17 protein-coding genes and 1 pseudogene are annotated in these 24,060 nt (G+C 35.0%); 9 read left to right on the forward strand and 9 right to left on the reverse strand.

Features of this window, described 5'->3' with window-relative positions:
• Positions 1-171: 171 nt before the first annotated feature.
• The 3 genes from OZP10_RS19075 to OZP10_RS19085 all read right to left on the reverse strand — a co-directional run bounded on the left by OZP10_RS19075 (position 172) and on the right by OZP10_RS19085 (position 4,486).
• Positions 172-918, reverse strand: coding sequence for a succinate dehydrogenase/fumarate reductase iron-sulfur subunit (locus OZP10_RS19075; RefSeq protein ID WP_111376931.1), 747 nt, complete (start codon positions 916-918; stop codon positions 172-174).
• Positions 919-1,007: 89 nt separating this feature from the next.
• The gene (locus tag OZP10_RS19080) at positions 1,008-2,918 is read right to left on the reverse strand and encodes a fumarate reductase/succinate dehydrogenase flavoprotein subunit (protein ID WP_281632280.1); all 1,911 of its coding nucleotides are present in this window, start codon (positions 2,916-2,918) and stop codon (positions 1,008-1,010) included.
• Positions 2,919-3,208: 290 nt separating this feature from the next.
• A complete protein-coding gene (locus tag OZP10_RS19085; RefSeq protein WP_281632281.1) occupies positions 3,209-4,486 on the reverse strand; it encodes an acetyl-CoA C-acetyltransferase in 1,278 nt (425 codons plus the stop codon).
• Positions 4,487-4,723: 237 nt separating this feature from the next.
• Here OZP10_RS19085 and OZP10_RS19090 point away from each other — a divergent pair, with 237 nt between their 5' ends.
• Entirely contained in the window at positions 4,724-7,159 is a 2,436-nt protein-coding gene (locus tag OZP10_RS19090; protein ID WP_281632282.1) for a TonB-dependent receptor, read from the forward strand.
• Between the two features lie 313 nt (positions 7,160-7,472).
• Here OZP10_RS19090 and OZP10_RS19095 read toward each other — a convergent pair.
• The 3 genes and pseudogenes from OZP10_RS19095 to OZP10_RS19105 all read right to left on the reverse strand — a co-directional run bounded on the left by OZP10_RS19095 (position 7,473) and on the right by OZP10_RS19105 (position 9,790).
• Positions 7,473-8,495, reverse strand: a pseudogene (locus OZP10_RS19095) (LLM class flavin-dependent oxidoreductase).
• Positions 8,496-8,559: 64 nt separating this feature from the next.
• On the reverse strand, positions 8,560-8,967 hold the full coding sequence (locus OZP10_RS19100; protein WP_281632283.1) for a DUF1634 domain-containing protein: 408 nt from the start codon (positions 8,965-8,967) through the stop codon (positions 8,560-8,562).
• The gene (locus OZP10_RS19105; RefSeq protein ID WP_111376937.1) at positions 8,954-9,790 is read right to left on the reverse strand and encodes a sulfite exporter TauE/SafE family protein; all 837 of its coding nucleotides are present in this window, start codon (positions 9,788-9,790) and stop codon (positions 8,954-8,956) included. The genes OZP10_RS19100 and OZP10_RS19105 overlap by 14 nt, the downstream gene beginning before the upstream one ends.
• A 291-nt stretch (positions 9,791-10,081) precedes the next feature.
• Here OZP10_RS19105 and OZP10_RS19110 point away from each other — a divergent pair, with 291 nt between their 5' ends.
• Both OZP10_RS19110 and OZP10_RS19115 read left to right on the forward strand, forming a co-directional pair.
• Positions 10,082-10,945 carry a helix-turn-helix domain-containing protein gene (locus OZP10_RS19110; RefSeq protein ID WP_281632284.1) on the forward strand — a complete coding sequence of 288 codons (864 nt, stop codon included), beginning with the start codon at positions 10,082-10,084 and terminating at the stop codon, positions 10,943-10,945.
• Positions 10,946-11,045: 100 nt separating this feature from the next.
• A complete protein-coding gene (locus tag OZP10_RS19115; RefSeq protein ID WP_281632285.1) occupies positions 11,046-11,546 on the forward strand; it encodes a hypothetical protein in 501 nt (166 codons plus the stop codon).
• 92 nt (positions 11,547-11,638) lie between these two features.
• On the opposite strand, the gene OZP10_RS19120 is transcribed toward OZP10_RS19115, so the two are convergent.
• Both OZP10_RS19120 and OZP10_RS19125 read right to left on the reverse strand, forming a co-directional pair.
• A complete protein-coding gene (locus OZP10_RS19120; RefSeq protein ID WP_198855971.1) occupies positions 11,639-12,073 on the reverse strand; it encodes a DoxX family membrane protein in 435 nt (144 codons plus the stop codon).
• Between the two features lie 7 nt (positions 12,074-12,080).
• A complete protein-coding gene (locus OZP10_RS19125) occupies positions 12,081-12,638 on the reverse strand; it encodes a GNAT family N-acetyltransferase (protein ID WP_281632286.1) in 558 nt (185 codons plus the stop codon).
• A gap of 442 nt (positions 12,639-13,080) precedes the next feature.
• On the opposite strand from OZP10_RS19125, the gene OZP10_RS19130 reads away from it, so the two are divergent.
• The 6 genes from OZP10_RS19130 to OZP10_RS19155 all read left to right on the forward strand — a co-directional run bounded on the left by OZP10_RS19130 (position 13,081) and on the right by OZP10_RS19155 (position 20,019).
• Positions 13,081-14,094, forward strand: a complete 1,014-nt coding sequence (locus OZP10_RS19130) for a zinc-binding alcohol dehydrogenase family protein (protein ID WP_281632287.1) — start codon at positions 13,081-13,083, stop codon at positions 14,092-14,094.
• Between the two features lie 145 nt (positions 14,095-14,239).
• Positions 14,240-14,626: a DoxX family protein gene (locus tag OZP10_RS19135; RefSeq protein WP_281632288.1), complete on the forward strand. Its 387-nt coding sequence runs from the start codon at positions 14,240-14,242 to the stop codon at positions 14,624-14,626.
• 126 nt (positions 14,627-14,752) lie between these two features.
• The gene (locus OZP10_RS19140) at positions 14,753-16,957 is read left to right on the forward strand and encodes a TonB-dependent receptor (RefSeq protein ID WP_281632289.1); all 2,205 of its coding nucleotides are present in this window, start codon (positions 14,753-14,755) and stop codon (positions 16,955-16,957) included.
• A gap of 205 nt (positions 16,958-17,162) precedes the next feature.
• Complete coding sequence (locus OZP10_RS19145; RefSeq protein WP_281632290.1) at positions 17,163-17,891, forward strand: CPBP family intramembrane glutamic endopeptidase; 729 nt, start codon at positions 17,163-17,165, stop codon at positions 17,889-17,891.
• 260 nt (positions 17,892-18,151) lie between these two features.
• Complete coding sequence (locus tag OZP10_RS19150; RefSeq protein WP_281632291.1) at positions 18,152-19,312, forward strand: sensor histidine kinase; 1,161 nt, start codon at positions 18,152-18,154, stop codon at positions 19,310-19,312.
• Positions 19,312-20,019, forward strand: coding sequence for a LytR/AlgR family response regulator transcription factor (locus OZP10_RS19155; RefSeq protein ID WP_281632292.1), 708 nt, complete (start codon positions 19,312-19,314; stop codon positions 20,017-20,019). Before OZP10_RS19150 ends, OZP10_RS19155 begins: the two co-directional genes overlap by 1 nt.
• 73 nt (positions 20,020-20,092) lie before the next feature.
• Here OZP10_RS19155 and OZP10_RS19160 read toward each other — a convergent pair whose 3' ends face one another.
• Positions 20,093-24,022, reverse strand: a complete 3,930-nt coding sequence (locus OZP10_RS19160; RefSeq protein ID WP_281632293.1) for a hybrid sensor histidine kinase/response regulator transcription factor — start codon at positions 24,020-24,022, stop codon at positions 20,093-20,095.
• Positions 24,023-24,060 lie beyond the last annotated feature (38 nt).

Here is a 24,060-nt window from a genome sequence, read left to right on the forward strand (position 1 = left end):
AAAATAGTTGAATTGCTATTTGTCTTCCTGAGCGAAGTCGAAGGATAAGCGCAATGTATATTTTAATCTCGCAATCCCGATAGCTATCGGGAGCAAAGACGCAAAGTTTTAAACCTAAAAAACTTAAAAAAAGAAAAACTTTGCGCCTTAGTGTCTTAGCGGCAAAAAAACTTATTTCCTAAAAGTCAAAGCCTTCATATATTCTAAATTCATTTTAGCAATAGAAAGCACCGAAATCCCCTGCGGGCATTCGATTTCGCAGGCTCTTGTATCAGAACACGCTCCAAAACCCTCTTCATCCATTTGTTTTACCATCGAAACCGCACGTGTTTGTGCTTCTAATTTTCCTTGTGGCAAAAGGGCTAAATGCGTTATTTTAGCACCAACAAACAAAGCGGCGCTCGCATTTTTGCACGAAGCCACACATGCTCCGCATCCTATACAGGCCGCAGCATCAAAGGCAGCTTCTGCAGTTTCGTATGAAATCGGAATACTGTTTGCTTCTGGCGCCTGCCCCGTAGCCGCGCCAATAAAACCTCCCGAAGCGATAATGGAATCAAATGCTTTTCGGTCAATTTTTAAATCACGTAGAACAGGAAAAGCTTTAGCACGAAAAGGTTCAATATAAATAGTGTCTCCATCCTTAAAACTTCTCATATGAAGCTGACAGGTTGTAGTATTTTTTAAAGGACCATGAGCGCGTCCGTTTATCATTACACCACATTGCCCACAGATTCCTTCACGACAGTCGTGATCAAACTCGATTACGCGTTCTCCATTTTGAATTAGAGATTCGTTTAAAAGATCCAGCATTTCTAGAAACGACATGTGTTCTGATACTCCATCAATTTCATAATCTGTCATTTCTCCTTTGGTTGAAGAATTAAACTGGCGCCATATTTTTAGATAAAGTTTCATATATAATTGTTAATTATGAATTGTTAATTATGAATGAGTATTGTGAATTAATAATTTACAATTAACAATTCACAATTAATATTCACCATTTATTTATAGCTTCTCACTGCAAGTTCCACCGATTCAAAGGTTAAAGGTTCTTTGTGAAGTTCTGGTTCGTTATTTAAACCTTTCCATTCCCAGGCAGAAACGTAGCAGAATTCATCGTCGTTGCGGACAGCTTCTCCGTCGGCGGTTTGATATTCTTCTCTAAAATGAGCACCGCAGGATTCTTCACGTTGTAAAGCATCGTAACACATTAATTCGGCTAATTCTATATAATCGGCAATTCGGCCGGCTTTTTCAAGTTCGCTGTTTAACGTATTATCACCAGTGATTCTGAGATCTTTTTCAAACGAAGCTTTCAGTTCACGAATTTCGATTAAGGCTTCTTCTAATTTTTGTCTGCTTCGCGAAAGACCGCATTTTTCATACAAAAGTCGTCCAATTTTTTTATGGAAATAATCTGCAGAAAGCGTTCCGTTCGTATGTAAAAAGCGATCCAGCTGTCTTCTCACTACTTTCTCCGCTTCTTCAAATGCAGGATGCGAAATATCAGATTTTGGTAAATTCAATTCGCCAGCGAGATAGTTTGGAATTGTATAAGGAGCAATAAAATAACCGTCGACACAGGCTTGAAGTAGTGAATTTGCTCCTAATCGATTGGCACCATGATCGGCAAAATTGGCTTCGCCTAAGGCAAACAAACCAGGAATAGTAGTCATAAGTTCATAATCAACCCAAAGTCCGCCCATGGTAAAATGCGCTGATGGCGAAATCAGCATTGGTTCCTTATAAGCGTTTATGCCTGTAATCTTTTCGTACATCGCAAAAAGATTGCTGTATTTGGCTTCGATTTTATCTTTTCCCTGTGCTTTTATAGCATCCGAGAAATCGAGATAAATCGCATTTTTCATAGGCCCAACACCATGACCGGCATCAATTCTTTCTTTTGCTGCTCTTGACGAAATATCTCTTGGTGCTAGATTTCCAAAGGAAGGATAACGGCGTTCTAAGTAATAATCGCGTTCTTCTTCGGGAATGGCGTTTGCAGTTCGTTCATCTGCGGCTTTTTTAGGAACCCAGATGCGTCCGTCATTTCGAAGCGATTCCGACATTAAAGTCAGTTTTGACTGGTTTTCACCATGTTGCGGGAGCGAAGTAGGGTGAAACTGAATCCAGCTTACGCCTGCCATATAAGCGCCTTTTTTGTGCGCGCGCCAAATTGCAGAGCTATTGCAGCCCATAGCCAAAGTAGACAGATAATATACTTTTCCATAACCGCCAGAAGCCAAAACGACAGCATCGGCGGCATGACGCTCTAAAATTCCAGTTTCGAGATTTCGTGCAATTATGCCTTTGGCTTTGCCATCGATAACAACGAGTTCAAGCATTTCGTGACGGGTATACAAAGTCACTTTTCCTAAAGACGCCTGACGTTCTAAGGCTTGATAAGCGCCCAATAAAAGCTGTTGTCCGGTTTGGCCTCTCGCATAAAAAGTTCGAGAAACCTGAACGCCTCCAAAAGATCTATTGTTTAAATATCCTGCATATTCCCTTGCAAAAGGAACACCTTGTGCAACTGCGTGATCTATAAGATGTGCAGAACATTCGGCTAAACGATAAACATTGGCTTCACGAGATCTAAAATCGCCACCTTTTATAGTGTCATAAAACATTCTGTAGGTGCTGTCTCCATCATTTTTGTAGTTTTTGGCAGCGTTTACTCCGCCTTGAGCGGCAACAGAATGTGCGCGTCGTGGAGAATCCTGAAAGCAGAAGGATTTTATATTATAACCTTGTTCAGCAAGAGAAGCCGCGCATGAAGCACCTGCAAGACCTGTTCCGACAACGATTATATTTAGTTTTTTTCGATTTGCGGGATTGACCAATTTGGCTTTAGACTTGTAAAGACTCCATTTATCAGCAAGAGGACCTTCGGGTATTTTTGATTCCATCATTTTTAGTGGTTTAAAATGAATTGATACAAAAGCTTTAATAGAAAACTAAATTTAGTATAAAATATTGATATTTAGCTGTTTTTGTATGAATATATTTAAACAAAAATGAACTTTAAGTATACAAATAGCTGTATTTTAAATTCAAACCCGACAGGTTTTTAAAACCTGTCGGATTTAATTGATAGAGACAAAAAAATCTGCTGAATCTGCTAATCTGCGGGAGTAATTTTGCTCGCAGATTTAGCAGATTCAGCAGATTTATAAAATTGAATTGAAATATTTTTGAAAAATTATTTCTCGATTATCATAGTAACTCCTTGACCACCTGCGGCACAGATAGAAATTAAGCCTCTTCCAGAATCTTTTTCGTTAAGTAGTTTTGCCATTACGCCAATAATTCTTCCACCAGTTGCAGCAAAAGGATGAGCGGCCGCCAAACTGCTGCCTTTTACATTCAGTTTATTTCGATCTATCGCGCCTAATGGTTTCTTTAATCCGATTTCGGCACTTAGTTCTGGGCTTTCCCAGATTTTTAAAGTTGCTAAAGTCTGAGCAGCAAAAGCTTCGTGAATTTCGTAATAGTCAAAATCTTGCAAGTTTAATTCTGCTTTTTCCAACATTCTTGAAGCTGCAAATAAAGGTGCTAACAGAAGATTCTGCTGATTTTTAACGTATTCAATAGCAGCAATTTCTGCGAAAGTAATATACGCCAAAATAGGAAGTCCTTGTTCTTTTGCCCATTCTTCGCTAGCCAGAAGAATACAAGAAGCTCCGTCTGTTAAAGGTGTTGAATTTCCTGCGGTTAAAGTACCATTTACTTTATCAAACGCTGGTTTTAATTTCGCTAGTTTTTCAATTGTACTATCTCTTCTTAGATTATTATCTTTTTCTAATCCGTTAAAAGGAATAATCATATCATCAAAGAAACCTTCATCATAGGCTTTTGCCATATTTAAATGACTTCTTAAAGCAAACTCATCTTGATCCTCACGCGAAATTTTATAATATTTTGCTGTAATCTCAGTATGTCCGCCCATAGAGAGTCCAGTTTGAGATTCCTCATTTTTAGGAACTAAAGGAGAGAAATCTTTAGGACGAAGCTTTAGAAATGTTTTGATTTTTCCGCCCAACGATTTTGCTTGTCTGGCTTCTAATAATACTTTTCTAAGTTTTTCGCTTACAGCAATCGGCATATCACTGATTGAATCTACACCTCCAGCAATTCCAGAATCAATTTGTCCAAGTGCAATTTTATTGGCAATATAAATAGCGCTTTCAATTCCGGTATCGCAAGCCTGCTGTAAATCGCATGCAGGTGTTGCAGGATCTAGACTGGTTTGCATGACGCATTCTCGAATCAAATTGTTGTCATAAGTATGTTTAATTACTGCGCCTCCAGCAACTTCGCCTAATAATTTTCCTTTTAGATCGTATTTATCAATAAGACCATTGAGTGCTGCGATCATCATATCTTTATTTCCCACATTAGAATAGGCCGTATTAGCTCTCGCAAAAGGAATTCTGTTGTAGCCTACAATGGCGACTTTTCTTATTGTATTTGATTTCATATCAGGAAGTTATTTGTTTTTGGTTTTGAAATTTCGAAATATAAAGATAGAAATAGATTTTGGTTTCCTGCTTAATGCAGATTAAGATTATCGGCAAATAGGAGAGAAATGAATGTCTCAGATTTTATTTTAACTGATTTAGTATAATTAATTGCATTTATTTAGAATGAATTAAAATAATTTGGAAATGTTAAGATTAGCATATACTTTTGTCGCTCAATTTAAAATCAAAACCAAATGAAAATAATTATGAATGCCAAAGTTTATCTTTTTGTGCTGTTTTTGAGCTCATTAAATATGATGGCGCAACAGCTTGGAACTGTAAACGGAAAAGTTTCTTTGAGTGGCAATAAACCTGCAGAAAACATTGCTGTAGCTTTAAAAGGAACAAAATATTCAGATATTACAACTGTTTCAGGACATTATGAGATTAAAAATGTAAAACCAGGAACATACACTATTGTATTAAATGGAGTAGGAATTCAGCCTGTTGAGGATAAAATCGTAGTTAATTCAAAACAAGTAACAACTAAGAATTTTTCTCTTTCAGAAAGTCAGCAAGATCTTGAAGAAGTGGTAATTAAAAAGAATAAGTACAAACAAGATAAACCTTCATTATCATTACGTCTTCAAACTCCAGTTTTAGAAATTCCTCAAAACATACAAATTGTAAGCGGTCAAACCTTAAAAGATCAGCAAATTACAAGTATGAGCGATGGTGTAATCCGAAATGTGAGTGGTGCTGTACGTTTGGAGCATTGGGGAGATTTGTACACCAATATTACCATGAGAGGTTCTCAAATCCAGGCTTTTAGAAACGGTTTTAATGTGGTTTCTTCTTTCTGGGGACCATTAACTGAAGATATGAGTTTTGTTGATCATATCGAGTTTGTAAAAGGTCCAGCGGGTTTTATGCTTTCAAGCGGTGATCCAAGCGGATTGTATAATGTTGTGACTAAAAAGCCAACGGGAGTAACAAAAGGAGAGGTGAGTGTGCTTGGCGGAAGCTACGATTTTTATAGAGTGAGTGTCGATCTTGATGGAAAATTAGATAAAAAAGGAAAATTATTATATAGATTCAACGGAGCAGCGCAGCAAAAAGGATCGCATCGTCCGTTTGAACACAATAATCGTTATGTAATTGCTCCAGTAATTTCGTATCAGATTGATGATAAAACAAAAATTACAGCCGAATATAACTTTCAATACGCAAATATGACTGAAGTAGGTTCTTACTATGTTTTCGGGCCTAAATCTGATGGATATGCAACTTTGCCTCGTAATTTTACAATGACACAGCCAGGATTGCCGGATACTAATATTCAAGATCATAGCGGTTATCTTCAGTTCGAACATAAGTTTGACGAAAATTGGAAGCTTACAGCTCAAACGTCTTATTTTAAGTATATTCAGCAAGGATACAGCTCTTGGCCAAGTTTAGTTGGACCAGCTGAAATAGATACGGATGGAGACAAAATTCCAGATGTTTTTCTTGATAAAGGAGATATCATTAGAAATGTTGGTATTTGGGATGCGGAAAGTAATATGTATTTAGGGCAGATCTTTTTGAATGGAAAATTCAGTACAGGAAATGTTTCTCATAAAGTATTGGGTGGAGTAGATTTAGGAAGTAAAGATTATATAGCAGATTGGGGACAATCTCATGATTTGGATACTTATGCAAATCCGTTTAATGTTTACAATCCAAATTATGGTACGCCTTCAAATGGTTTACCGCAATTTGATCACGATACTCCTTTAAGCCAAAGAGCTGGTGGGCTTTACGGTTCGAAGTATGCGGCTGGATATGTGCAAGACGAACTTGGTTTTTTAGAAAATAGATTGAGATTGACTCTTGCTGCAAGATATACTTGGATTAGTCAAACGAGTAGTTATGATGAGCCACAAGAAGATAGCCATATTACACCTCGTGCGGGTTTAAGTTATTCTATTACTGATGATTTTGCGGTTTACGGGTTATACGATCAAGCTTTTACGCCTCAATCGGGTGTAGTAAGAAGTGGTGATGTAAAACCGCTTACAGGAAACAATGTTGAATTTGGACTTAAAAAAGATTGGTTTGATGGTTCTTGGAATACAAGTTTATCGGTTTATAATATCTTAAAGAAAAATGAGCTAACGGGAGATCCTAATAATCAGCCAAATGAACAATATAAAATAGTTTTGGGTGAAAAAAGAGCGCGCGGTGTTGAATTCGATTTAAGAGGAAAAATATTTGACGGACTAAATCTTATTGCAAATTATGCGTTTACAGAATCAATTGTAACTAAAATTGATCCAGCTGTTTCTGAAGCTAATAAAATTAATGTAGGAGATGTTGTGCCTGGTTATGCTAAACATACGGCTAATGCATGGTTAAATTATACGCTTCAAAATGGTAAACTGAAAGGTTTTGGTGCTTCGATTGGAGGAACTTTCCTTGATGGACGCCAGACTGATACTTGGAGTCCAGGGGTTGTAAAACTTCCAACTTACTTTAAACTAGACGGTGGATTGTCTTATGAAACGGGTAAAATTAAAGTTACGGCAAACGTATTCAATATTTTAGACAGATATCTTTACAGCGGTTCGTATTACGAGTGGTTAAGTGCTTACTACTGGCAAACTGAAGCGCCAAGAAATTTTAGAGTTGGTGTCACTTATAAATTTTAAAGGTGCTAAGGTTCTGAGGGACTAAGATTCTAAGGTTTCAAGGTTCAAAGCAACAAAGTATTTTGAGATATATAGTTCTTTTGAATTGCCTCCAGTCTTAACTGGAGGTAACAGATAAAGATTTAAAAAAAGGCTTTAGCCAAACTATTGAGGTTTGGCTAAAGCCTTTAATATTTGTTCTATATTTTCATCCAGCTAAAGCTGGACGCTATTCAATTTCTAAAAAAAATCCTTCTAATCTGTGGAATCTGTGGCTTTAAAAAAGGTTTTGCGTCTTAGCTCCCTATAACTATCGGGATTGCGAGATTAATTATTATGCCTTGCGTATCAAAGGAATCAATTTTGTACCAATCAATTCAATCGCATTCATTAATTGTTTATGCGTTAATCCAGCATTATCCATTTGGAAAGTAAATCGATCTACACCTCCAAGTGCTTCACTATGACGAAGAATTTTTTCTGCAGCTCTTTCGGGACCTCCAACAATTAAAACACCCAAATCATCAATTAAACCGTCAAATTTGCCTTTTGTTACTGGTGGCCAGCCTCTTTCATATCCTAATTTGGTCCATAATTCGGCATAACCAGGATAATATTCTTCAATTGCTTTTTCAGTTGTGGTGCCAACATATCCAGGTGAATGCAAACCGACTTTTAATTCATTTGGTTTATATCAAGCAGCTTTTCCAGCTTCTCTATACAAATCGACTAAAGGTTTAAAACGATGTGTTTGTCCGCCAATAACAGCAACCATTAACGGAAGTCCAAGTGATCCAGCTCTTATAAAAGATTCAGGAGTTCCGCCAACGCCAAGCCAAATGGGTAATTTTTCTTGTATTGCTCTCGGATAAACAGGCAAATTATTTATGGCAGGGCGAAATTTCCCTTCCCAGTTTACAAACTCGTTGTCACGAATCTGCAAAAGCAAGTCCAGTTTTTCGCTGAAAAGCTTATCATAATCATTCAGATTAAATCCAAAAAGGGGATAAGCTTCAATAGAAGAACCGCGACCCACTACAATTTCGGCTCTTCCTTTCGAAATTAAATCTAAAGTCGCAAAACTTTGATAAACTCTCACAGGATCTGCAGCGCTTAAAACCGAAACAGCACTTGCCAGTCGGATATTTTTTGTTCTTGCCGCTGCAGCACTCAAAATAACAACCGTAGCAGAATCTAAAAACTCTTTTTTATGATGTTCTCCAATTCCGAAAACATCTAGACCAGCCTGATCTGCAAATTCAATTCGCTGTAAAAGCTGTTCCATAGCATCAACACTGCTCAGAGTATTGTTATCACCGTACATTGCCGAAGCAAAACTGTCTATTCCTATTTCCATATTTTTAAATTTCAATATTTAAATTCCAAATTCTACAATCTTAAATCTAAATTCTACAATTTTTTTAATGTGAGAAACCAAAGGATATACTGATAATGATAATTATGATTACAATTAATGTAATGCCAACGTATAAATAATCTTTTTCCAATAAAAATGAAAATAACGAAAGCAGCACACGTAAAACAGGTGTCATGAACAAGAAAATAATTCCTGTAAATATTAATGATTCTCCGTTTCCTTGAATTGCTCCGTTGTAAATTGCAGCGATTACTTCAAATATATTTCGGTCGTTTTCTTTAAAAACAGAATAATCCTCAATCTGATTTCCGTTATGAAGCAAATAAACAATTCCGCCAATAAAAGCTACCGATAACGAAATCCAAACTCCGTAACGAAGTAAGTTTCCTATAATTGTCTGAAAATCTTTTTCTCCAAATTTTTCTTCCTGTACCATATTAGATTTTTCCATTTAGTCCGTTATAAATCATATTTATTGCCAAAACAAAAATCAAGCAGGCAAAAAATATTCTCAATTTCTTCGGATTTGTTCGTACCAATATTTTGGCTCCAGCCATAGCTCCAAACAAAACTCCAATTACAACCGGCATACAGATTCCAGGTTCAATATATCCTTTCTGAATATAAATTACAGAACTCGCCATTGCCGTAACACCCATCATAAAATTACTGGTTGTGGTAGAAACTTTAAAAGGAACACGCATAATATTGTCCATTGCAATTACTTTAAAAGCACCAGAACCAATTCCGAGCAATCCAGACATCATTCCGGCAACACCCATCATACTAAAACCGCCAATTACATTTTTGGTTCCGTATTTTACAACTTCGCCGTCGTGAGTAGGATAAGTTCCGTCCAATTTTAGCTTTTTAGCCAGCGGACTAGATTCTAAAACAATATGTTCTTCTTTTTTTCGAAGCGAATTAATAGCAGAGAAAATCAGCGTTAAACCAAACAAAACGGCTATAAAAGAAGTAGGGGCAATAGTCGAAAGCAAAGCACCGCAAACCGCTCCAATTGTAGTGGCGATTTCGAGGAAAATTCCCATTCGCATATTAGTAATTCCTTCTTTTACATAAGCTGCGGCAGAACCCGAAGAAGTAGCGATAACAGAGACTAAAGCAGCTCCAATGGCATAATGAATATCGACACCGAGAATAATGGTGAGAAGCGGAATGATGATAATTCCTCCGCCCAAGCCTGATAATGAACCGATAAAACCAGCTAAAAAAGCTCCTAGAATCATTATAAGCGTAAAGGTAAGTATTGTCATTTAAGATATGTTTTTGTATTTGCTAATTTACGAATACATATTTGTTCGAAACAGCTTTATGACCTTAAATATACCTTAAAAATATTTTTAGTGTTCAGTGTTCAGTTTTTTAGTTTTCAGTCTTAGTCTCAGTTAGTTTTAGAGTCGAGAAGCTTTAGCAAAGTTTCAAACTTTGACAAGGACACCTGTTCTTATCGCAAAGACTGCAACTAAAACTGAATACTGCGACTGAAAACTGAACACTAAAAAAAGGTATATTTGAAATGATAATGATTACAAAAAAAAGCAGTCTTGAAGAATAAAATCCTCACTTATTCCTTAACGTATCATAAGAGTTTGTTTTCTAATGCAGATCAGAAAGAATATTTCTATATACAGACAAGTGAGCATCCTTATATTAGCGAACCTTATCGTGCAGAAAGTTATGCAATTGAGTTTCTGAGAAAAGGAAGCATAATCATGCAGACTGGACTCGAGAGGAAAGTAATTCATGCTCCAGCCCTTATTACTTTGGGACCATCTGTCATTAGGAGTTTTTCTAAAAATGATGACGAAATTTTAATTGATATTATATTTTTTAAGCCGCATTTTTTTCTCGAAAATCAGACAAATGTGTTTTTTCTTGCCCAATATGATTTCTTTGAAAACAATCATAGTCATTTGTCACAACTTGCCAAAACAGATGAAAATAAATTTGAACGCATTTTTAATTTAATTAAAGAAGCATCAGAAAACAGATCTAAGAATCAAGCTTCTATTTTGAGAAGTTATCTGTATATTTTAATTTATGAAATTGATGCTATTCAGGAAGAAAAGAGCATTACAGAAACGCACAATCCTTTATTTGAACAGTTTAAAGAACTGCTATTTAAGGATTTTTTGAATTTTAGAACGGTACAACATTATGCTGATAAACTAAATGTAAGCCGAAAGTATTTGTCTGAAGTCATTAAAAAACACAGCGGTAAGACTGCGAGTGACTGGATTAGTGAAATGGTGATTCTGGAAGCCAAAGTTTTATTGCAGCATAAAAAAATGTCCATCAATCAGATAAGCGATTTGCTCCATTTTACTGATCAATCTGCTTTTGGAAGATTCTTTAAAAACTACGAGAGAATTTCGCCTTTAGAATATCGGAAAAAACAAAACGATTAAAATAGGGTTACCGACATTTTGCACAATTTTGAAGCCGTATCGCTCTTTTTTTAGACCTACAATCAATACAACTTTGCTCTTTTATTAAAAAGGAAAAGAAATGAGTAAAATTGCAAAATTTGTTGTCATCATTAACGATAACGTCTCTTGGATGGAAGACAAAGCCGTTCAGTTTTATACCAATTTATTTAGGGAAAAAGATTTGGGAGAAAAATATGCAGAGCAGCATCTTTCTCAAAAAGAATTGTTTAAAATTCAGAATGATTTTTCGATCGAAATTCTGATGGCATATCTTGGTGAAACACCACAATCGTATTTAAAATTGGATTCGTCAAGAATATTAAACGAAAATCTAGGAGCGTCAAAAGCAATTAATCTAAGTGAGATTATTTATTTTGATGAAGAAGATTTAAAAGCGCTTATTAAACGTGCCGAAGAAATTGCTTATCAGCGAAAACATGATCTAATCTGGGTGAAAGCTTTTGCCATAGACAATGCTTTAATCGATATATTACGATTATTGAATTACGAAGAATTTGATTTGGAAGAAAGTAGGGAAGATCGATTTCCAAAACGAATTTATTTCCGAAAAAAGATGTGAATTGATTTTTTTGGTTGATAGTTGATAGTTTTGGTTGTTAGGAAAAATTTTTAACCCATCAACTATCAACCAAAAACCATCAACCTAAAAAACTATATTCTATTGTCAACAGCATAAGATGTTTTTCCAATATTAGCCAATAGTAAAGCTGCCGCACAACTTGTCCAAACAGAATAATCAAGAGGCGCTTTTACAGAAACGGAAACCGACATGGCAAAAGCAAAAAAGAACATTAAAATGGTAGTTCCTAAAGCGGCAAGTCTGGTTTTGAAACCAAATAATAGTAGAAGACTCAGTAAAACTTCAAAGAAAGTGGCAACTCCTGCAAGAACTTCTGCTGTGGCTCTGTTGGCAAAAGAATTTAGGGTTTGTGTGTAGATAACAAAGTTTTCCCAATTTCCCCAGGCGACTGCGTTAGATCCTGGTGCGCCCCAAACTCCAAATCGGTCTGCTACGGCCGAAAGCATTGTGATTCCTAAAACTATTCTTAAAATTAAACCTGCTTCTAATATTGTGATGTTTTTCATTCTATAATTAATTTTTGATTTGAAGATGTTCCAGGTTCTTCTTAACCAAAGTTTTGTTTCCAACTACTTTAAAACCAAGCTTTAAATACAGTTTTTTAGCACTCGGATTGTCCTCTTCAACCAGTAGACCTAAAACCTCTTTATTTTTATGAACGTATTTATCAATCAAAAATTGCAATAATTGAGAACCAATTCCTTTTCCCTGATATTTCGGATTCACGCCTAAAGAATCAATATAATACTCTCCAGCACGGGTTTCCAATTCTGGATCAAAGTCAGGATTGTGGTGTTTGCGAACATATTCGATTATAGGCGCGCGCAATTCTTCAATGTCTGCACCATTATAAATATTTACTGCACCAATAATTTCGTTATTCTCTTCTGCTACAAAACAGTTTTGATAAGAATACTGATTGTTTTCACTTTCGACAAAATGCTGCAGAAAATCTTTCGCTACAGCGTAATCTTCCTTTGCAATAAATTTATAGATAATGTCTTCCATTGCTAATAATAATATAGGAGCAATATATTTTGAGTCTGATTTTTCGGCTTTTCGTATATTCATAGTGTAGTATTTTTAGCAAATTTAAGGCTTTATTTAAATACATAGAAACATAGCTTTTCTTTGTGTTGAAAGGCGTTTCACATGTTTAAATGCACATAGCTTTGTGTGTTCAACTTTGACAAAGTTTTAAACCAAGGATGTAGGGAACTTTACTATCACATAAAGTAACCACAATCATTGTCATTTCGACGAAGGAGAAATCTTCGCAAGAAGCTCCGTAACGAAAGGCCAATCTTTGTCGAGTTTCTTGTGGAGATTTCTCCTTCGTCGAAATGACAAAAATGCGTAAACTAACTTTATAATTTATCTTTTGTAAAATCTGCGTGAAACAAAAAACACAATATGCTTAATATATACAAATATACGCTCAATATATACCAATTTTGAAATTTCAACTCGGCTTATCTTTGTAGTATAGTTTTAATTTAAATATTAAAAAGAAATGAAAGCAATAGGATTTAAAACATCATTACCCATAGAAAACCCAGAAAGTTTTATCGAATTTGAAGCCGTAAAACCAATTCCTGGACCACACGATTTATTAGTTAAAATTGATGCGATTTCAGTAAATCCAGTCGATTTTAAGATTCGCCAGAATAGTGCAAACGATACCGTTCTTGAAACTCCCAAAATTATTGGCTGGGATGCTGTCGGAATCGTTCAGGCGGTTGGACAAGATGTTACTTTGTTTGAAGTTGGAGATCCTGTATATTATGCAGGAGATATTACCAAACAAGGAAGCAATGCCGAATATCAGATTATCGACGAAAGAATTGTGGGCAGAAAACCTAAATCACTAAGTGTGGAGGAAGCAGCTGTAATTCCGTTAACCGCTTTAACCGCTTGGGAAATTTTATTTGACAGAATCAGAATTACAGCAGATAAAGACAAAGGAAAAACGATTCTGATTATTGGTGGAGCAGGAGGAGTGGGGTCGATTGCCATTCAATTGGCTAAGAAAATCGCTGGCTTAACTGTTATTGCAACAGCGTCGCGTTCTGAAACGATTGATTGGTGCAAACAGCAGGGCGCTGACTTTGTAGTAGATCACAAAGACCTTGTTTCATCTGTTCGTGAAGCTGGTTTTGAGTATTTTGACTTTATTTTAGATTTTGTAGATACCAATGCGTATTGGGACATAATGACTGAATTGATAAAACCTCAAGGACATATTGCTTCAATTACGGGTAGCAGCGATCCTGTTGCATTAAACAAACTAAAAAGCAAAAGTGTTTCTTTTTCGTGGGAGTTGATGTACACGCGTTCGATGTATCAAACGGAAGATATGGTAGAACAGCATAATATTTTGAATATCGTAGCCGATTTATTAGATGACGGCATCTTAAAAACAACTTTAAAGACAACCTTAAACGGACTTTCGGTTGAAAATCTAAAAAAAGCGCACGAACTTTTGGAGTCTGGGCGAACAATTGGAAAGATTGCTATTAAGTTTTAAAAATGCAAAATCGGCTTTGTGATAGCTTAGAGAGGTTATTTGGAATTGATTTAAATAATATTGTTTTTAAATAGGAAATTTTTGTATTTTAGTCGGCTTACAAACCCAATTTGGATAAATTATTAACCTAAAGACAAAATTATTTATGATTTCAAAAAACACTGACCTTGGATTATTGTTATTGCGTTTAAGTACTGGTGGATTAATGCTTTTTCACGGTGTTTCTAAACTGATTCACGGAATTTCGTTCCTTGTAGATAACATGGGCGCATTTGGCTATGCCGTTTACATTGGCGAAGTTTTAGCTCCAATTGCTATTTTATTAGGATTCAGAACTAGAATTGCGGCGGTTCTTTTGGCAATAACTTGTGTGGTTGCAGTTGCAACGGCTCACGCTCAGGACATTTTCACCATTAGCGATCATGGAGGTTATGCGTTAGAATTGTTAATGCTTTATCTTTTTGGTGCCCTTGCATTGTTCTTTACAGGAGCTGGTAAATTTGCCGTTTCTAAAAACAATCAGTGGGACTAAATTTTAAAAAATATACTTGATGTTAAAAAGAGCCCTGAATTTTTTGATTTAGGGCTTTTTTTATTGATAGTGTTTTTATTATGCTATTTTTGCGCCTAAATTACCCAAATAATTAACAAAATAGCAATGAAGTTCTTATTCTCATTTACCCTTTTTATTTTTTCTTTCGTAATTAATGCACAATCTTTAAATGGTATTGTAAATGATTCTGATGGAAAAGCATCATCAGAAGTCTTAATTCGAAACCTAAATTCAAAAACACATGCGCATACCGATGTAAACGGAAAATTTACCTTAGAAGGTGTGCAAGTAAACGATAGTTTAGTCATTACTAAAAAAGGATTCTCTACTCAAAAAATAAAACTAGCTTCTTTAGATTTTCTGACTATTTCTTTAGAAGAAAAGCCATTTTTGCTTGAAGAAGTTAAGATTGGCAATAATCTAAAATACCTAAATACTATTTCTAAAATTGATTTTGAAATTCAGCCTATTTCAAATTCTCAGGATTTACTGCGTAAAGTTCCAGGACTTTTCATCGGTCAGCATGCGGGCGGAGGAAAAGCCGAACAAATCTTTTTAAGAGGTTTTGACTGCGATCACGGAACCGATATCAATATTACCGTAGACGGAATGCCTGTAAATATGGTTTCGCACGCACACGGACAAGGTTACTCCGATCTGCATTTTGTGATTCCTGAAACAGTTGATAATATTGATTTTGACAAAGGAGCTTATTTTGTCGATAAAGGCGATTTTACAACTGCTGGATATGTTGGTTTTAATACCAAAAATGCTTTGCAGAATAGTTCTATTTCTTTTGAAGGTGGACAGTTTGATACTTTTCGTACGGTTGCCATGTTCAATTTGTTGAATAAAGAAAACCAGTCGGCTTATTTTGCGGGAGAATACATGATGACCGATGGTTATTTTGATGCTCCGCAGAACTTTAACCGAATTAATTTATTTGGAAAATACAATGCTAAAATGGAAAATGGAGATCGTCTGGCTATCTCGGTTTCGCATTTTAAAAGCCAGTGGGATGCTAGCGGACAGATTCCGGATCGTGCTGTAAACGACGGAACAATTTCGCATTTCGGAGCAATCGATTCAAATGAAGGTGGAAATACAGATAGAACCAATTTCAATTTGCAGTACGATGCAAAAATTGACGAAAATACACATATCAAAAGCAGTGCATATTTAAGCAAATATGATTTTGAGCTGTATTCTAATTTCACTTTTTTCTTAAACGATCCTGTAAACGGCGATCAGATCAAACAGAAAGAGAATAGAACCATTGTAGGTTTTCAGTCTGAATATGATCAGAAATTAAGCGAAAAATGGCGTTTTAAACTGGGCGCTGGACTTCGAAATGATAATAATAAAGATGTTGAATTATCGCATACATTAGACAGAAAAACAGTTTTAGACTATTTGAGTTTAGGAACTGTAAATCAGACCAATTTATTTACGTATTCAAGTCTTGATTTTACATCGGGAAAATGGCTGGTAAACGGAGGTTTGCGTTTAGATTATTTCAAATTTGGTTACGAAGATCAATTGGCGGCAACGTACACGAATCAGACACAGACAAAAGCAATTGTGAGTCCGAAACTGAACTTTTTGTATACTCAAAATGATAAATTAAACTATTTCTTGAAATTAGGAAAAGGATTTCATAGCAATGATACGCGTGTAGTAGTGGCGCAAAAAGGGGAAAAAATTCTTCCAGAAACCTACGGAGCAGATTTAGGAATCAACTGGAAACCATTTCCGCGTATGATTATTAATTCGGCAATTTGGTATTTGTATTTAGCGCAGGAATTTGTTTATGTTGGAGACGAAGCTGTAGTTGAACCAAGCGGCAAAACAGAAAGAAAAGGTTTCGATTTTGGTTTCAGATATCAATTGACCAATTGGTTGTTCTGGAATACCGATTATACGTACACGCACGCAAGAGCAATAGATGAGCCTAAAGGAAACGATTATCTGCCATTGGCTCCAAAAAATACTTTAATGAACGGAATTTCGGTTAAAGATTTAAAAGGTTTCTCAGGAAGTTTAAGAACTCGTTTCTTAGGAGACAGACCAGCAAACGAAGACAATTCGGTTGTGGCAAAAGGCTATTGCATTACCGATTTCTCTGTGAATTATCAGATTAAGAAAATTTCAATTGGCGTAAACATCGACAATATTTTCAACACCAAATGGAAAGAAACACAATTCTTAACCGAATCAAGACTGGCAAATGAAACGGATCCTGTAGAAGAAATTCATTTTACAGCAGGAACGCCGTTTAATGCAAGATTGATTTTGAAATATGCTTGGTAGAAATTGATCAATGTGCCAATTAGAAAATGTGCCAATTAGATAATTACTCTCATTATCTAATTGGCACATTTTCTAATTATCTAATTCTATTATCGTCTAAAATGACATTTTCACCGAGTAGATTCTTCATTCTACCGATCACAATTTTAATTGATATACTCCCGATATACTTTTGATCAAAATTAAAACCTTAAAAATCAAAATTATGTCATTATTTACGCCACTTCTTTGGATTTTGTTAATCGCTCCGCTTATTGTTATTGCGTATTTCAAATCGGAAAAAACAAACTTAAAGTATTTACTATTTTTCATTTTATATTTCCTTGCCGATGTGTTTTTACAGGCTTCAGGGAAACAATTAATAGATCTTGATTTGAAATTCAATTGGTCGGGAAAAGTTCTGAGTTTAATATTAGGATTGATTATAATCTTTTCGGTTTCAAAAGAAGAAAGAATCAAAATCGGATTTACTTCTAAAACCAATTCGCCAGCAAGCTTGAAATTTGGACTATTGGTTTTCTTCGGGTTTACTTTGTTTGATATTATTTTTAAGCTCATTTTATTTCCAAAAGGAAATGCTTTTAATCTAGAAACTTTTCTTTTTCAAGCTACCATGCCTGGTTTAACGGAGGAAATCCTTTTTAGAGGAATCTCTTTATGGCTTTTAGATAAAGCTTTTGCGCCAACTTGGAATTATCGAGGCATTAAATTTGGCTGGGCGTTTGTTATTGTAACGGTTTTGTTTGGTGTTTCTCACGGAGCAGTTTTAGACCAAGATTTGCATTTGAAATTTGATATTATTACAATGGTCTACTTAACATTAATTTCTTCTTTGAGCGTTGGTATTTTAAGACAGTTTTCAGGAAATCTTATTTATTCTATCCTGGGTCATAACACGATTAATTTGATCAATGCTGTGATTAGAATTTTATAAAAAAGGAATTCAATATCTAATTAATTTTAAACACATAGAAACATAGAGTTTTTTATTTCGAAAAAGAAGAGAGAAAGAAACTGGTTTCTCACACATAGATGTAAACCTTTGCAAGTATCTTCAAAACGACTATGTGTATTAAAACAAAGTGAAACGTCTTTAAGCGCAAAGAAAATCTATGCTTCTATGTGCTAAATATATTTTCGCACTCAATGGAAAAAAAATAAATTATATTTGAAACTGCTTTACAAATCTATAACATGCCAAATAGCACATCAACTTCGGGATATTTTTTAGATAAAATTACTTCGCTGAATTTTGATCACTTTTTTACCAGAAGAAATCGAATTCTACTGCACGTTTTTATGTGGTTAGGTTTTTCTATTTTGCTTTTTTTGAGCTATGTAATTGGTTATAAATTAGTTTATTTTGATGCTGTTTTGCTAACAATAAGAATGGCATTAGTAAATATGATTGTATTTTATATGCTGTTTTATTTACTATTGCCAAAGATATTTTCAGGCAGCAAAACTCGAATTATAATATTGCTGCTATTGGTTTTTCCAGTTTCAATATTTGTCTGGATGGCGTCAACGTATTTTATTTCACTGATTTATTATGCTTTAGGTCTTGAAATTACTTTTGGAGAACTGAAAGGTGTCATTAAAATGAGCGCCAATCAAACTTTTCTGGAAGCGGTTTCTCCAAAAAGAATGCTTTCGCAAACCATAATTATTATCTCATTGCTTTCGCCTTTTTGCTTTGCTAAAATATTGGTCGAAATCACAAAATTGTACAACAAGAAATTTCAAATTGAAAGAGAAAAAACAGCTTTAGAAATTCAGAATATTCAAATTGAAAAAGACTTTCTAAAAGCGCAGTTAAACCCGCATTTTTTATTTAATACCTTAAATAATCTTTACGGACTAACGGTTAGAAAAGACAATCTGGCTCCAGAATTAATCCTGAATCTTTCTGATATTATGAGCTATACGCTCTATGAATCGAATACCGAAATTGTCCGTTTGGAAAAAGAATTGGATTTTATCAAAAATTATATCGCTTTAGAAAAAATGCGTTATGCCGATGATACCAATATTCACGTTACTATTGACGGACAAACTGCAGGACTTTTTGTTGCACCACTTCTAACATTTACCTTCATAGAAAATGCTTTTAAATATGGTTTAAAAAGCAAAAATGCTTTTATAAAACTTGACATTAAGATTGAAAACCATACTTTTTGGTTCAGCTTAGAGAACGATTCGGAAGCAACGGAAAACGATTCTGATTTTGGCGGAATAGGAGTAGAGAATGCCCGTAAACGTTTAGAATTGCTATATCCCAATCAATATAAATTAGAAATTGAAAGAGTGCAAAATTCGTTTAAAGTTGATTTAAAAATAGTTTTAATAAAATAATGGAAAAACTAAAATGCATTGTTGTTGACGACGAGCCAATTGCAAGAGATATTATCGAATCTTTTATTGCTGAAATTCCGTTTTTGGAACTAAAAGAGTCGTTTGCAGAAGCTTCTAAAGCATTATTATTTCTGCAGGAAAATGAAGTTGATATTGTTTTCAGCGACATCGAAATGCCTAAATTTAATGGTTTAGAATTGGCGCAGTCGCTTACGAATGCGCCAGTTATTATTTTCATCACAGCACATCGCAATTTTGCTCTAGAAGGATTTGAAACCGGAGCAGCCGATTATCTCTTAAAACCCGTTCGTTTTGACCGTTTCCTGAAAGCGGTAAATCGTGCCAAAGAATATCTTTCCTTAAAGAAAACAACTTCGGTTCATCAAATCAATCCCGATCGTATTTTTATCAAATCGGAAGGAAAGCTGATTAAGATTCTTTTGAGTGAAATTTTTTATGTAGAAGCGCAGGGCGATTATCTGAAATTTGTCATTAACGGCGGATCTTATACAACTCTAGGAACTTTGAAGTCAATGGAGGAAGTTTTGAAACTACCAATGTTCTTTCGTGTACAGCGTTCTTTTATATTAAATTTAGAATCTGTGAGAAGTCTTAATGGAAATGTTGTAGAATTGATTGATGGGAAAACTATTTCTGCTGCTTTGAATAAAAAAGAGGAATTGTATCAACTGTTAGGCATTAAATAATGTGCTAATGAGTCAATTAGATAATTAGATAATGAGAGTAATTGACTAATTATCTAATTGACACATTTTCTAATTATCTATTCGCATTGATATAATCTGTTGGCGACATATTAAAATGCTTCTGGAAATTACGTCCAAAACTCGTTTGCGATTTATAGCCTACCATTTCTGCGATTTCGTACATTTTGTAATTTTCGTTTAAGAGTAACTCTGCGGCTCTTTTTAATCGTACGATATTGATTAATTCGTTTGGACTCAAGTTTGTGATGTCTTTAATTTTTCGGTATAAAGTCGAACGGCTCATATTCATAATTTCGGCAAGCGATTCTACACTCAAATCCTGATCGGTGATGTTTTTAAGAATTTCATCGTCGAGTTTTTTCAAGAACTTTTCGTCGGTTTTGTTGTGAGCAATGCTTTTAATGTGAGAAAGGGGAGAACTCGCATAATAATTCATAATCTGTCTGCGGTTTTCAATCAAGTTATTGGCTTGAACTTTCAGATAATCCATAGAAAAAGGTTTTGCTACATAAGCATCGGCACCAACTTCAAGTCCGTCGATTTGAGATTTTAGCGAATTTTTTGCAGTCAATAAAATAACCGGAATATGACTCGTTTCCAGATTTGTTTTAATCTTTTTGCACATTGTAAATCCGTCCATAACAGGCATCGTCACATCTGAAATAACAAGTTGAATGTTTTCGTTATGAATGATTTTCAGTGCTTCCTCGCCATTTTCTGCTTTTAGAATCGTGTATGTTCCGGCCAATTCGGTCGTAATAAAGCTCAAAAGATCTTCATTATCTTCTACAACCAAGACCTGCGCTTTTTCGTTTTTAATTTCAACAGCTTCTTTTGGCGTTTCATTTTCTGTCTGTTCTTTTTCAGCATCGGCATAAAGCATAAATTCTTCTTCCTGATGTAACGGAACAACCAGTTCGAAAATATTGTAATTAGCATCTTCAATCAATTCTAAACTTCCGTTATGCAATTGTGCCAAAGAATGCGCTAACGAAAGTCCGATTCCAGTTCCTGAAGCCGTACTGCTATCATCAACTCTAAAAAACGGTTCGAAAATCTTATCTTTTAAATGAATCGGAATGATGTTTCCGTCATTTTTTACAATCAGATGCAGTTTCTTTTCATCTCTAAATAAGGAAATGGAAACTTTTTTATTCGAATATTTAATCGCATTGTTGATCAAATTGCTGAGAATCTTTTTAAAAGCTTCTTTATCTACAAAAGCATGAATGTCTTTTTCGCCCAATTCCAATTGAAATTCCAGTTCGCGTTCTTCAATTAATTGGCTGAATCTCAAATGGAAATTTCGAACCATCGAAGAAATATTCGCTTCGACGAAAGTCAATTTCAAACCGCCAATTTCCGATTTTCTAAAATCAAGCAATTCATTTACCAGTTTTAATAAGCGCGAAGTATTTTTCTTCATAATCGAAAGATGCTGAGGCACTTCTTCTGATTCGTATTTCATGCCCAAAAGCTTTTCTAGCGGACCTTTAATCAAAGTCAGAGGCGTTCTGATTTCGTGCGCTACATTGGTAAAAAAGTCAATTTTTGCCTGATAGATTTCTTTTTCTTTTTCGTCGTTTAGATGCTTTATTTTGCGGTTATTCTTAATCTGAGTTAGATTTTGAGAATATCTGATAATGTAATAAAGTCCGGCGCAGAATAATAGAAAATACAAGACATAGGCGTAATTGCTTGCATAAAACGGAGGAAGAATGGTAATTTTGAGTTTTACTTCTTTACTCCAAACTCCAAAACTATTCAAGGATTTTACTTTAAAAACATAATCGCCAGGTGCCAGTTCGGTAAAGAAGACTTTGTTGTTTCTTCCTAAATAAACCCAATCATTATTAACGTTTTCGAGCTGAAACCAATATTCGGTCAATTCTGGCGCAGTATAGTTTAAAGAAGCAAATTCCAGATTGAAAGTTGACTGATTGTTGTTGAGCTCCAATTCGTCCAAAAATGAAATAGATTGCGAAATAGGCGAGTCGGGGCTGTTAACCTCGATGTCTTTATTATTAATTTGAAGATTAGTAATGTAAATAAAAGGCGTGTATTTGTTTTTACTAAAGTGCTTCGGATTAAAACTGATCATTCCGTTTAGGTTTCCAAAATACATATCGCCATTTGCATCTTTAAAAGCCGAATTGTAATTGAATTGATCGCTAAGTAATCCGTTTGCGGTGGTGAAAATCTTGATGGTTTTATGATCTGGACCAAATTTCACCAAACCTTTAGAAGTTGTCAGCCAGAGATTTTTAGAATCGTCTTCCAAAATAGAATAGAAAACATTGCTCGGCATTCCATTTTTTGTTGTGAATTTGGTAAAAGTGTGATTCTTTCTGTTTACGAGATTCAACCCGTTTTCGGTGGCGATCCACAGATTTTTAAAGCTGTCTTCAAAAATTGCGTTGATGGTATTGTTGCTAATTCCTTTCGGATTTTTATAATCATACGTAAAAACCTCTTTTTTCTTGGTTTTCGGATTATAAAATAACAATCCGTCACGATAACTTCCCGCCCAAAGATTGCCATCGCTGTCTTCTTTCATATTCGTATAATGATACGTTTCTGGAAAGAACTTTAGTATTTCAAAATTATCAGCCTGTTCGTTATAGCGATAAAGTCCTGATGTTGTTACGACAATCAGGTCATTATTTTTCATTTCATAAAAGGAAAAAATAAAATTGCTATGAAGTCCGCTTCGTCCATCATTTGCGCTGTAATGTTTTAAAACTGCACCAGAATTTCTATCCAAAACATCCAAACCATGCTCAAAAGTTCCCACCCAGATTTTGTCTTTTCGAGGCATTAGAGCATGAATATTATAATAAGAAACATTATAAGAAGTAAACTTTTGCGTTTTCGGATTAAAACGATTCACGCCGGCATCTTCGGTTCCAATCCATAAATCGCCATGATCGTCCTTATGAATTTCTCTAACAGCGCTTCCGCTAATGGAGTTCTGATTGTTCTGCGGAAAGTACTTTTTAAACTGCGTGTATTGTTTTTGATGGTAATTGACACCGCCAAAATACGTTCCAATCCAGATTCCGTTTTCTTTGTCAATTGTGATCGAATAAGCTGCATTGTCTGAAATCGCATACGGATCGTTGTAATTTTTCTTCAGATTTACAGCCGTTTTGGTTTTCAGATTATACACATAAACACCAGATTCGCTCGCAATCCAGAGTTCGTCGTTTCCTTTTTTTCTGAATTGACGCACGAAAACCGGTTCTTTAATTCCAAATTTAAGTTCGCTTGTTGTTTTATCTTTTCTATTATATAGGAGTACGCCGTGATCTTGTGTGCCGATTACAATATTTTCTGAATCGACTGCATAAATGACCGTAATTCTAAAATTAGCTTTATTCGCTGCCGGATTTAATGGGATATTTTCAAAAGAAAGATTTTCGTCAGAATAATGATAGATTTTATTTAGAGAAGAGGCCCAAATTTCTCCTTTGTAATCCTTCGTAATTGAGGTCGTAATAAAATATTTGTTCGGATTAAAAGTCGTCGTTTCTTTCTTTTTTGGTGCATACTTATACAATATGTTGCCCGAAACAAACCAAATGTTGTCTTTTTGGTCGTGATTGATATCGTTGATACGATCATTTATGGCTTCGTTCAAAATCGTAAAACGATCCAGTTTTTTATCATAATGATACAAACCTTTGTCCGTTCCAACCCAAATCGTGCCGTTGTGTTCATGTAGCGATTGTATATAATTGCTTCCTAAACTATGTATAGGGTCTCCGTTGCTTCTGTAGGTTTTAAAACGATAGCCGTCAAAACGATTTAGACCATCTTTGGTTCCAAACCACATAAAACCATCATTATCTTGAATGGAGGTTAAAACGGTATTGTTAGAAAGTCCTTCTTCAACCTGAAAATGTTTAAAATAATAATCTTGCGCATTCGAAAAATTTATCGAAAAAAAGCTGAAACATAAAAAAAGAAAGAATTTACGCATAGGTCTATTTATAAGGCTTAAATCAATATTTCTGCATA

Source organism: Flavobacterium luteolum (assembly GCF_027111275.1).
GTDB lineage: Bacteria > Bacteroidota > Bacteroidia > Flavobacteriales > Flavobacteriaceae > Flavobacterium > Flavobacterium luteolum.

What these genes read in the sequence shown, in the direction of transcription:
- OZP10_RS19075 (WP_111376931.1), bottom strand. Translation starts at nt 918, where the DNA reads ATGAAACTTTATCTAAAAATATGGCGCCAGTTTAATTCTTCAACCAAA.
- OZP10_RS19080 (WP_281632280.1), bottom strand. Translation starts at nt 2,918, where the DNA reads ATGATGGAATCAAAAATACCCGAAGGTCCTCTTGCTGATAAATGGAGT.
- OZP10_RS19085 (WP_281632281.1), bottom strand. Translation starts at nt 4,486, where the DNA reads ATGAAATCAAATACAATAAGAAAAGTCGCCATTGTAGGCTACAACAGA.
- OZP10_RS19090 (WP_281632282.1), top strand. Translation starts at nt 4,724, where the DNA reads ATGAAAATAATTATGAATGCCAAAGTTTATCTTTTTGTGCTGTTTTTG.
- OZP10_RS19100 (WP_281632283.1), bottom strand. Translation starts at nt 8,967, where the DNA reads ATGGAAAAATCTAATATGGTACAGGAAGAAAAATTTGGAGAAAAAGAT.
- OZP10_RS19105 (WP_111376937.1), bottom strand. Translation starts at nt 9,790, where the DNA reads ATGACAATACTTACCTTTACGCTTATAATGATTCTAGGAGCTTTTTTA.
- OZP10_RS19115 (WP_281632285.1), top strand. Translation starts at nt 11,046, where the DNA reads ATGAGTAAAATTGCAAAATTTGTTGTCATCATTAACGATAACGTCTCT.
- OZP10_RS19120 (WP_198855971.1), bottom strand. Translation starts at nt 12,073, where the DNA reads ATGAAAAACATCACAATATTAGAAGCAGGTTTAATTTTAAGAATAGTT.
- OZP10_RS19125 (WP_281632286.1), bottom strand. Translation starts at nt 12,638, where the DNA reads ATGAATATACGAAAAGCCGAAAAATCAGACTCAAAATATATTGCTCCT.
- OZP10_RS19130 (WP_281632287.1), top strand. Translation starts at nt 13,081, where the DNA reads ATGAAAGCAATAGGATTTAAAACATCATTACCCATAGAAAACCCAGAA.
- OZP10_RS19135 (WP_281632288.1), top strand. Translation starts at nt 14,240, where the DNA reads ATGATTTCAAAAAACACTGACCTTGGATTATTGTTATTGCGTTTAAGT.
- OZP10_RS19140 (WP_281632289.1), top strand. Translation starts at nt 14,753, where the DNA reads ATGAAGTTCTTATTCTCATTTACCCTTTTTATTTTTTCTTTCGTAATT.
- OZP10_RS19145 (WP_281632290.1), top strand. Translation starts at nt 17,163, where the DNA reads ATGTCATTATTTACGCCACTTCTTTGGATTTTGTTAATCGCTCCGCTT.
- OZP10_RS19150 (WP_281632291.1), top strand. Translation starts at nt 18,152, where the DNA reads ATGCCAAATAGCACATCAACTTCGGGATATTTTTTAGATAAAATTACT.
- OZP10_RS19155 (WP_281632292.1), top strand. Translation starts at nt 19,312, where the DNA reads ATGGAAAAACTAAAATGCATTGTTGTTGACGACGAGCCAATTGCAAGA.
- OZP10_RS19160 (WP_281632293.1), bottom strand. Translation starts at nt 24,022, where the DNA reads ATGCGTAAATTCTTTCTTTTTTTATGTTTCAGCTTTTTTTCGATAAAT.